Consider the following 11,494-nt stretch of genomic DNA (forward strand, 5'->3'; position numbering starts at 1 on the left):
GGTGCCGGCGGCCGAAGTTCGCCAGGTGCTGGTCGAGTTCAACGCCACCGGCCGTGACTACCCGCATACCCAGACGCTTCATGCGCTGTTCGAGGCGCGTACGGCGGCGGTTCCCGAGGCCGTGGCCGCGGTGCATGGCACGCAAACCTTGAGCTACGCGCAACTGAACCGGCGTGCCAACCGCCTGGCCCATCATTTGCTCGGTTTGGGTGTCGCACCCGGCGAGCGCGTGGCAATCCTGCTGGAGCGCTCCGTGGACCTGCTGGTCAGTCAACTGGCCATCAGCAAGTGCGCGGCGGTGTATGTGCCGCTGGATGTCAACGCACCGCTGGACCGTCAAGGCTTCATGGTTACGGACAGCGGGGCACAGTGGGTGCTGGCGTTGGCATCGATCGAGGCGCCCGAAGGCGCGCGTCGTGTGGATCTCGACGGCCTGGACCTGAGTACGGGTGCCAGCCACAACCCGGCACTTGAACAGTCAGCCGAAACGGCGGCGTACGTCATGTACACCTCCGGCTCTACCGGCACGCCAAAAGGCGTAGTGGTGCCGCACCGGGCAATTACGCGCCTGGTGATCAACAACGGCTATGCCGATTTCAACCCGCACGACCGCGTGGCGTTTGCCTCCAATCCGGCGTTCGATGCCAGTACCCTCGACGTGTGGGCACCCTTGCTCAATGGCGGCGCGGTGGTGGTGGTCGACCAGGAAACGTTGTTGTCCCAGGCCGATTTCGCCGCACTGTTGCAGCAGCAAGCGATCAGCGTGTTGTGGATGACCGCAGGCTTGTTCCACCAGTACGCCGAAGGGCTGCTGCCGGTCTTCACGCAATTGCGCTACCTGATCGTCGGCGGTGACGTCCTTGACCCAAGCGTCATCGCACGGGTACTCAAGGACGGCGCGCCGCAGCACCTGCTCAACGGCTACGGCCCGACCGAAGCCACCACCTTTTCGACCACCCATGCAATCACCAAGGCCGAGGAGGGCAGTATTCCGATTGGCCGGCCGGTGGGTAACAGTCGTGCCTACGTGCTGGATGCACAGCAACAACCGGTGCCGGTCGGCGTGACCGGTGAACTCTACATCGGCGGTCAGGGGGTTGCCCTCGGCTACCTGAACCGTGCCGACCTGACGGCGCAAACATTCCTCGCCGACCCGTTCAGCGACACGGGCGTGATGTACCGTACCGGCGACCGGGTGGCCTGGCGCGCGGACGGTACCTTGCAGTACCAGGGCCGTAACGATGACCAGGTGAAAATCCGTGGTTTCCGCATCGAGCTGGGCGAGATCGAGGCGCGCCTGGGTGAGCACCCGCAGGTCAAGGACGTGGCGGTGCTGGCCCGTGAAGACGAGCCAGGGCTCAAACGCCTGGTGGCCTATTTCACCGAGCGCGACAGTGTCGACCTCCAGGCGCTGCGTGACCATCTGCAAGCGCAATTGCCGGACTACATGGTGCCCGCCGCCTACGTGCGCCTGGACTATTTGCCGCTGACCAACAACGGCAAGGTCGACCGCAAAGCCTTGCCCGCACCCGATCAGGCCGCGTTGCTCAGCCGTGGCTACGAAGCGCCGCAAGGCGACGTGGAGAACGTGCTCGCGCAGATCTGGGCCGATGTGCTCAAGGTTGAGCAAGTGGGGCGTCACGACAACTTCTTCGAACTGGGCGGTCATTCGCTGCTGGCCGTGAACCTGATCGAACGCATGCGTCGCGCCGACCTCAGCGCCGACGTGCGCGTGCTGTTCAGCCAACCAACCCTGGCGGCACTGGCCGCCGCTGTCGGCTCAGGGCGTGAGGTGGCCGTGCCGGCCAACCTGATCACTCCCGCGTGCACACATATCACCCCAGACCTGTTGCCCTTGGCCCAGCTGGACCAGGCGGCGATCGACCGCATCGTTGCCAGCGTGCCGGGCGGCGTGAGCAATGTGCAGGATATTTACGCCCTGGCGCCGTTGCAGGAAGGCATTTTTTATCACCACATCACCGCGGAGCAGGGCGACCCGTACCTGCTGCAATCGCAGTTGGAGTTCGACGACGTCGAGCGCCTGCAAGCGTTTGCCCAGGCGTTGCAGCGGGTGATCGACCGTCATGACATCCTGCGGACCGCCGTGGTGTGGGAGGACATGGCCAGCCCGGCGCAAGTGGTGTGGCGCAATGCCGAATTGCCGGTGCACGCGATCGACCTGGACCCGGCCGACGGCGACATTCTGGCTCAACTGCATGGGCGTTTTGACGCCCGGCATTACCGCCTCGAGGTCAGCCAGGCCCCGTTGATTCGCCTGGTGTACGCCGAGGACCGCGCCCATCAACGCGTGGTCGCCATCCTGCTGTTCCATCACCTGGCCCTGGACCATACCGCCCTGGAGGTGGTCAGCCAGGAAATGCAGGCCAGCCTGTTGGGGCAGGCCGAGCCCCTGGCGCCTGCGATTCCGTACCGCAACTATGTGGCCCAGGCGCGCCTGGGTCTCAGTGAACACGAACACGAGACGTTCTTCCGCGACATGCTCGGTGATATCGACGAGCCGACGTTGCCGTTCGGTTTGCAGGATGTACAGGGCGAGGGGCACGCCATCCGTGAAGCCTCGTTGACCCTGGACGCCGCGTTGAGCCGGCGCCTGCGCACACAGGCACGACTCCTGGGTGTCAGCGCCGCCAGCGTGTTTCATCTGGCGTGGGCCAAGGTGTTGGGCAGTGTGTCCGACGCCCGCCACGTGGTGTTTGGTACCGTACTGATGGGCCGCATGCAGGGGGGCGACGGCGCCGACCGTGCGCTGGGCATGTTTATCAATACCTTGCCGCTGCGGGTCGATATCACGGGCATGGGCGTGCTGGCTGCGGTCAAGGCGACCCATGCGCGCTTGACCGGGCTGCTGGGGCATGAACATGCGTCGCTGGCCCTGGTGCAACGTTGCAGTGGGGTGGCGCAATCGACACCGTTGTTCAGTGCGCTGCTCAACTATCGCCACACGCCGGCGGCGCACACCACGCTGACGGCCGAGACAGAGCAGGCCTGGCGCGGGATGCGCTTCCTGACGTCCGAAGAACGCACCAACTACCCGGTCAGCCTGAGCGTCAACGACCTGGGTGAAGACTTCAGCCTGGATGCGTTGACCGTCGCGTCGGTGGACCCGCAACTGATCTGTGGTTACCTTGCGACCCTGCTCGAGCAACTGGTCGAGGCCCTGGAGCAGGCGCCACAGATGGCGCTGGAGCATCTGTCGATGCTCTCGCCGTCGCAGACCCGCCAGTTGATCGTGGACTTCAACGCCACCGCCGCCGAGTACCCACGGGACCTGACCGTGGTGCAGATGATCGAGGCGCACGCCTTGCACACGCCGCACGCCGTGGCGGTGGTGCTGGATGACCAGGCGCTGAGCTACCGCCAACTCAACGAGCAGGCCAACCAGGTAGCGCATTACCTGCGTAACCTCGGCGCGCAGGCCGATGCACGGGTGGCGATCTGCATGGAGCGCAGCCTTGCGATGATTGTCGGGCTGCTGGGCATTCTCAAGTCAGGCGCCGGTTACGTGCCACTTGACCCGGAGTACCCGTCGCAACGCCTGGCACTGGCCCTGCAAGACAGCCAGCCACTGGCGGTGCTGGTGCACGCCCGAACCCGTGGAGTGCTGGGTGACAGCGACATCGCGCTGCTGGACCTGGACGACGCGCCGTTGCCCGCGCAACCGCTGCACAACCCGGCCGCCGTGGCCGGGCCGAATCACCTGGCCTACGTAATCTTCACCTCGGGCTCTACCGGGCGCCCCAAAGGCGTGATGGTCGAGCATGGTTCCCTGGTCAACCACATCACCTGGCAGACCCGTACCTTTGGCTTCGATGCCAATGAGCGGATCCTGCAACGCACCTCGGTGGCTTTCGACGCGTCGGTCTGGGAAATCTGGACGCCACTGGCCATCGGTGCGCGTCTGGTGCTGTTGCCGGCACACGCCTCGCGGGACGTTGAGCAGATGGCGCAGACCCTGGTGGAACAACAGGTCAGCGTCGCCCAGTTCGTGCCGAGCCTGCTGCGCCTGCTGGTGCAACTGCCGGCCAGCGGCGTGCAGTGTCGCTACCTGTTCAGCGGCGGCGAAGCGCTGGAGCCACAACTGGCGATGCAGGCCCGGGCACTGACCACCCACGGTATCGTCAACTTATATGGGCCGACCGAGGCCACCATCGACAGCACCTCGTGGACCTGCGACGGCCACCTGCCGGTCGACTCGGTGCCGATTGGCAAACCGATCGCCAACGTGCGGGCCTATGTGCTCGATGCACGCCTGGAACCGGTGGCGCTGGGGGTCGCAGGCGAGTTGTATATCGGCGGCGCCGGTGTTGCCCGTGGCTACCTGGGGCGCGATGACCTGACGGCCGAGCGCTTCCTGGCAGACCCGTTCACCGGCACTGGACGCTTGTACAAAACCGGTGACCTGGTGCGTTACCTGGCCGACGGCAGCCTCGAATACCTGGGCCGCAATGACGATCAAGTCAAGCTGCGCGGCTTGCGCATCGAACTGGGGGAAATCCAAGCGCGCCTGTTGGCGCACACCGATGTGCGCGAAGCCGTGGTATGGGTGCGTGACGAGCGCCTGGTGGCGTATCTCACGCGGCATGAGGCGGCGTCGACCCTGGATATCGAAGCCCTGCGCGAGCAGCTGCAGCAGTACTTGCCTGCCTACATGGTGCCGCAGGCATACGTGGTGTTGGAGACCTTGCCGTTGAGTCCCAATGGCAAGCTTGACCGCAAGGCCCTGCCGGAGCCGGGCATGGAGTCGGTGCTTGCACGCGGTTATGAAGCACCGGTTGGTGCGGTCGAAACCCTGCTGGCGCAGATCTGGGCCGATGTGCTCAAGGTCGAGAAGGTGGGGCGTCACGATCACTTCTTTGAACTGGGCGGGCATTCGCTGCTGGCCGTCGGCCTGATTGGCCGCATGCGCCAGGCCGGCCTGAACACCGACGTGCGTGTGTTGTTCAACCAGCCAACCCTGGCGGCGCTGGCCGCTGCCGTGGGCAGCGGGCGTGAGATCCAGGTGCCGGCCAACGTTATCCCGGCCGGTTGCACGCACATCACGCCGCAGCTGCTGCCGCTGGTGACACTCGATCAGGCCAGCATCGATCGCATCGTCGCCACCGTCGCGGGCGGTGCCGCCAACGTGCAGGATATCTACCCGCTGGCACCGCTGCAGGAAGGCATTCTTTACCACCACATCAGCGCCGAACAGGGCGACTTGTATGTGCAACAGGGCCAGTTCGCGTTTGCCAACCTGGCACGCCTGCAGCAATTTGCCCGGGCCTTGCAACAGGTCATCGACCGCCACGATGTGCTGCGTACCGGGTTTGTCTGGGAAGGTCTGGAGCAGCCGGTGCAAGTGGTCTGGCGCCAGGCGCAGATGATCACGCGTGCGGTGCAGTTCGATCCGCGTGGTGGCGACATCGCCGCGCAACTGGCCGCACACGTTGACCCGCGCCGCCATCGCTTGAATGTGACCCAGGCGCCGCTGATGCAATTGGTGTACGCCGATGATGAGGCTGGCCAGCGCATCGTCGCCACGCTGTTGTTCCACCACACCATCATGGACCACATGGCCATGGACGTGGTGTGGCACGAAGTGGAGGCGTTCCTGCTCGGCAAAGGGGGTGAGTTGGCCGCCTCGGTGCCTTACCGCAACTACGTGGTGCAGACGCGCCTGGCCAGCCGCGAGCAGGAACATGAGACGTTTTTCCGCGACATGCTCGGTGACGTCGACGAGCCGACCCTGCCGTTCGCCCAGCAGGACGTGCGCGACGATGGCTACGACATCGATGAGGTCGACCTGACCCTGGATGCGGGCCTGAGCCGGCGTTTGCGCAGCGTGACGCGCAAAAACGGGGTCAGCCCCGCCAGCCTGTTCCATTTGGCTTGGGCGCGGGTGCTGGGGGTGATCTCCAGTACCGAGCGCGTGGTGTTCGGCACTGTGATGATGGGCCGCCTGCAAGGCGGGGAGGGTGCCGACCGGGCCCTGGGCATGTTTATCAATACCTTGCCGCTGCGGGTCGATATCACCGACCAAGGCGTGCAAGCGGCGGTCAAGGCCACCCATGCACGCCTGTCGGGCTTGCTCGCCCATGAATTGGCTTCGCTGGCCCAGGTGCAACGTTGCAGCGGCGTGCCGCAATCGTTGCCGTTGTTCAGTGCCTTGTTCAACTACCGCCATACCCCGGCCAACGCCGCCGAAGTCAGCGAGGCGTCGCTGCGCGCCTGGCAAGGCATGGAGCTGTTACAAGCACGGGAGCGCTCCAACTACCCGCTGACCTTGAGCGTCAATGATGTGGGCGAGGCCTTCAGCCTCAGCGCGCTGGCACTGGCATCCATGGGCGCGCAACGCATCTGCGCCTACGTGAACCGCGTCGTCGAGCAACTGGTCGAGGCCCTCGAACAGGCGCCGCAGACCGCGCTCAATAGCCTGTCGATCTTGCCGGCCGACGCCCGTCAACAGGTGCTCGGCGAATTCAACGCTACGCGGGTCGACTATGCCCACGGCCTGACTATTGACCAGCGTTTCGAACGCCAGGTCGAGTTGTACCCGCATACGCTGGCCGCTGTGTATCAGGGGCACAGCCTGACCTACAGCGAGCTGAACCGCCAAGCCAACCAACTGGCGCACCAGTTGATCGAACTCGGTGTGCAACCCGACGATCGGGTGGCGATCTGCGCCCAGCGCAGCCTGGAAATGCTGGTGGGGCTGGTGGCGATTCTCAAGGCTGGCGCGTGCTATGTGCCCATCGATGCGGCGCACCCGGCCGAGCGCCTCCGTTACCTGCTCGACGACAGCGCGCCCGTGGCCGTGCTGATCCAGCCGGCGCTGGCACAACGCTTGCCGACCTTGACCGTGCCGGTGTTGGAACTGGACCGGCGCCTGTGGCAAGGCCCGTCCAAAGGCAACCCACACGTCGCCGGGCTGACCCCGGCGCACCTGGCGTACGTGATCTACACCTCCGGTTCCACTGGCTTGCCCAAAGGCGTGATGGTCGAACATCGCACCCTGGAAAACCTGGTGAGCTGGCATTGCGATGCGTTTGAACTGGGGCACGGCAGCCACACGTCAAGCGTCGCCGGTTTCGGTTTCGACGCCATGGCCTGGGAAGTCTGGCCGGCGCTGTGCGTCGGTGCGACCCTGCATCTGCCGCCTGCCCATGACGGCAGTGAAGACATCGACGCGCTGCTGCAATGGTGGCTGGCCCAGCCGCTGGACGTCAGCTTCCTGCCGACGCCGGTAGCCGAGTACGCCTTCAGCCAGGCGCTGCAGCACCCGACCCTCAAGACCTTGCTGATCGGCGGCGACCGCCTGCGTCAGTTCAACACGCCGCAGCGCTTCCATCTGGTCAACAACTATGGCCCGACCGAAGCCACCGTGGTGGCGACCTCCGGGCGTATCGAAGCCGGCCAGGTGTTGCATATCGGCAAGCCGGTGGCCAACACCCAGGTCTACCTGTTGGATGAGCGTCAGCAGCCAGTGCCCCTGGGGGTTGCGGGTGAGCTGTATGTAGCCGGTGCCGGTGTGGCACGAGGTTACCTGAACCGCCCGCAGATGAGCGCCGAACGTTTCCTCAAAGACCCGTTCAGCCGCGACCCGCAGGCCCGCATGTACCGCACTGGCGACCTTGCGCGCTGGCTGGAAGACGGCACGCTCGAGTACCTGGGGCGTAACGATGACCAGGTGAAAATCCGCGGTGTACGCATCGAACTGGGTGAAATCGAAACCCGCCTCGCTGAACAACCCCACGTGCGCGAAGCCGTGGTACTGGCCCGCGAAGGGCGCCTGGTGGCCTACTTCACTGAGACGCAGCCACTGGATATCGAGACGTTGCGCAGCGGCCTGCAAGCGTGCCTGCCGGCGTACATGGTGCCGGCCGCTTATGTACGCCTGGACCATCTGCCGTTGACCGTCAACGGCAAGCTCGACCGCAAGGCGTTGCCGGAGCCGGGGCTGGAGGCGCTGATCAGCCGTGGCTATGAAGCCCCCGAGGGCGAGGTGGAAACCACACTCGCGCAGATCTGGGCCGATGTGCTGAAGCTGGAACAGGTCGGCCGCCACGATAACTTCTTCGAACTGGGCGGCCATTCCTTGCTGGCTGTGGGCCTGGTGGAACGGATGCGCCAGGCCGGTTTGCAGGCGGATGTACGTGTGCTGTTCAGCCAACCCACCCTGGCGGCACTCGCTGCGGCGGTGGGTGCCAGTAACGAAGTGGCGGTGCCCGTCAACCGTATTGACCCGGGCTGCACGCACATCACCCCGGACCTGCTGCCACTGGCCACGCTGGATCAGGCCAGTATCGACCGCATCGTCGCCCATGTTCCCGGTGGCGTCGCCAACGTGCAGGATATCTATGCCCTGGCGCCGTTGCAGGAAGGTCTGTTGTATCACCACATCAGCGCCGAACAGGGCGACCCGTACCAACAACATGCGCTGTTCGCGTTTGACAGCCGCCAGCGTCTGGACGGATTCGCCCAAGCCTTGCAACACGTGATCGGCCGCCATGACATCCTGCGTACCGGGCTGTTCTGGGAGCAGCTTGAGGCGCCGGTGCAAGTGGTCTGGCGCGAGGCCCCACTGGGGCTCGACGAGCTGATCCCACAGGCCGGTGAGGTGCTGGCGCAGTTGCGCGAACACTTCAGCCTCGGTCAACACCGTATGGACATCCGCCAGGCGCCGATGATGCACCTGGGGTTCGCCCATGACCCGCAGCACCAGCGCTGGATCGGCATGCTGTCCTTCCATCACCTGGTCAACGATGCAACGTCCATGGGCGTGCTGGTGGGCGAAATCGAGGCACACATGAGCGGGCGTGCGCAGCAACTGGGGGCCTCGGTGCCGTACCGCAACTATGTGGCCCAGGCCCGCCAGGGCAATGACCTGGCGGCTCATGAAGCGTTCTTCCGCAACATGCTCGGTGATGTCGACGAACCGACCTTGCCGTTTGGTGTGCAACGTATCGACAGCGAGCGCGATGCCACCGAAGAGGTTGATCATTGGCTGGGCGCGGTGCTCAGCCAGCGCCTGCGTCGGCAGGCGCGGCACCTGGGGGTCAGTGCCGCTGCGCTGTATCACTGGGTCTGGGCCCAGGTCATCGGTGCGGTGTCGGCCCGCGATGACGTGGTGTTCGGCACGGTTCTGCTCGGCCGCTTGCAGGCCGGTGACGGTGCTGACCGCTCCATGGGGATGTTCATCAACACCTTGCCGCTGCGCGTGCGCCTGAGCGACGACAGCCTGAGTGCGGCGGTCAAGCACACCCATGTCGCCTTGAGCCAGTTGGTGGCCCATGAGCATGCTTCGCTGACGCTGGCCCAACGTTGCAGCGGCGTGGCGGCCCCGGCGCCGTTGTTCAGTGCCTTGCTCAATTACCGTCATGCGTCGACCACGGTCAGCGAAGCCAGCCGTGTGGCCTGGGAAGGTATCCAGATGCTCGCCAACGAAGGGGTCAACAGCTACCCGCTGATCCTCTCGGTGGACGATGTCGGCGAGGACTTCCGCATCAGTGCCCTGGCTCCACGTTCGGTGGGCGCGCAACGGGTACTGGGGTATGTGTGCACGGCGTTGGTCGGCTTGGTCGACACGTTGGAACAAGCGCCGCATGCGCCAGCCAACCGCACGTCGTTGCTGGCCGAGGATGAACGCCGGCGGCTGTTGCAGACCTTCAATGGCACCTCGCGGGACTACCCGCATCAGCAACCGGTCCATCAAGTGTTCGAAGCTTGGGTACAGGCGCAACCGCAAGCCGTTGCGGCGGTGCATGGCCAACAGCAGGTCAGCTATGCCGAGCTGAACGCACGTGCCAACCGCCTGGCCCATCACCTGATCGGCCTGGGGCTGCAAGCGGGCGACAGCGTGGCGGTGCTGCTGGAACGCTCGATCGACCTGTTGGTGAGCCAACTGGCCATCAGCAAGTGCGCGGCGGTGTATGTGCCGCTGGACGTCAATGCGCCTGTCGAACGCCAGGTGTTCATGCTGGAGGACAGCCACGCCGCGTGGCTGTTGAGCAACACGGATCAGGCGCAGGCGTTCGATGTGCCGCGCATCGACCTGGACCTTCTGAAGCTTGGCGACCAGCCTGCGTGTAACCCTGAGCTTGAGCAACCGGCCGAAACGGCGGCGTACATCATGTACACCTCCGGCTCCACCGGCACGCCGAAGGGCGTAGTGGTACCGCACCGGGCGATCACGCGGTTGGTGATCAACAACGGTTATGCTGATTTCAATCAGCAGGATCGTGTGGCGTTTGCCTCCAACCCGGCGTTCGACGCCAGTACGTTGGACGTGTGGGCGCCGTTGCTCAACGGCGGTGCAGTGGTGGTGGTCGACCAGGACACGCTGTTGTCCCGGGCCGATTTTGCCGCGCTGTTGCAGCAGCAGGCCGTCAGTGTGCTGTGGATGACTGCCGGGCTGTTCCATCAGTACGCCGAGGGGCTGCTGCCGGTGTTCAAGCAGCTGCGCTACCTGATTGTCGGCGGCGATGTGCTCGATCCGAGCGTGATTGCCCGGGTGCTCAAGGACGGCGCGCCGCAGCACCTGCTCAACGGCTACGGCCCGACCGAAGCCACCACCTTCTCGACCACCTTTGAAATCACCTCGGTCGAGGAGGGCAGTATTCCGATTGGTCGGCCGGTCGGCAACAGCCGTGCCTACGTGCTGGATGCGCGCCAACAACCGGTGCCGGTGGGGGTGAGTGGTGAGCTGTATATCGGCGGGCAAGGCGTTGCCTTGGGCTACTTGAACCGTGCCGACCTCACCGCCGAGAAATTCCTCGTCGACCCGTTCAGCGAGGCCGGCTTGATGTACCGCACCGGCGACCTCGTGGCCTGGCGCGCCGACGGCACCTTGCAGTACCTGGGGCGTAACGACCAGCAGGTGAAAATCCGCGGTTTCCGTATCGAGCTGGGCGAGATCGAAACCCGCCTGGCCGGTTGCCCCGGGGTCAAGGACGCCGTGGTGCTGGCCCGTGAAGACGCGCCGGGGCACAAGCGTCTGGTGGCCTATTTCACCGAGCGTCAAGCGTTGGACATCGAGGTACTGCGCACGCGCCTGCAAGGGCAACTGCCGGAGTACATGGTGCCGAGCGCCTATGTGCGCCTGGACAGCTTGCCCCTGACCAGCAACGGCAAGGTTGACCGCAAGGCTTTGCCGGTGCCGGACCAGGATGCATTGCTGAGCCGTGTCTACGAGGCCCCGGAGGGGGCAGTGGAGGTCGCCCTGGCGCTGCTGTGGGAGAAGGTGCTCAAGGTCGAGCAAGTGGGGCGCCATGACCACTTCTTCGAACTGGGTGGGCATTCATTGCTGGCGGTCAGCCTGGTTGAGCAGATGCGCAAGCAAGGCATGGACGCCGATCTGCGGGTGCTGCTCGCACAACCGACGCTGGCTGCAATGGCCGCGGCGGTGGGGCAGGTGGAGCACCTGGTGGTGCCGCAATCAAGCGTGCCGACGCTTGAGCGCAAGCGCCGTATTTGAGTGCGCGGCTGATCTGAGGTC

General features: G+C 65.0%; 1 protein-coding gene and 1 pseudogene. Both read left to right on the plus strand.

Going from position 1 to position 11,494, the window contains the following annotated elements; translation table 11 throughout:
* Positions 1 to 148 precede the first annotated feature (148 nt).
* Positions 149 to 1,462, plus strand: a pseudogene (locus M5B43_RS27345) (amino acid adenylation domain-containing protein); the annotation flags it as partial.
* A complete protein-coding gene (locus M5B43_RS27265) occupies positions 1,448 to 11,473 on the plus strand; it encodes an amino acid adenylation domain-containing protein (RefSeq protein WP_349292370.1) in 10,026 nt (3,341 codons plus the stop codon). The pseudogene M5B43_RS27345 and the gene M5B43_RS27265, both read left to right, overlap by 15 nt.
* Positions 11,474 to 11,494 lie beyond the last annotated feature (21 nt).

The sequence above is a fragment of the Pseudomonas sp. MWU15-20650 genome, from assembly GCF_023242475.1.
Classification (GTDB): domain Bacteria; phylum Pseudomonadota; class Gammaproteobacteria; order Pseudomonadales; family Pseudomonadaceae; genus Aquipseudomonas.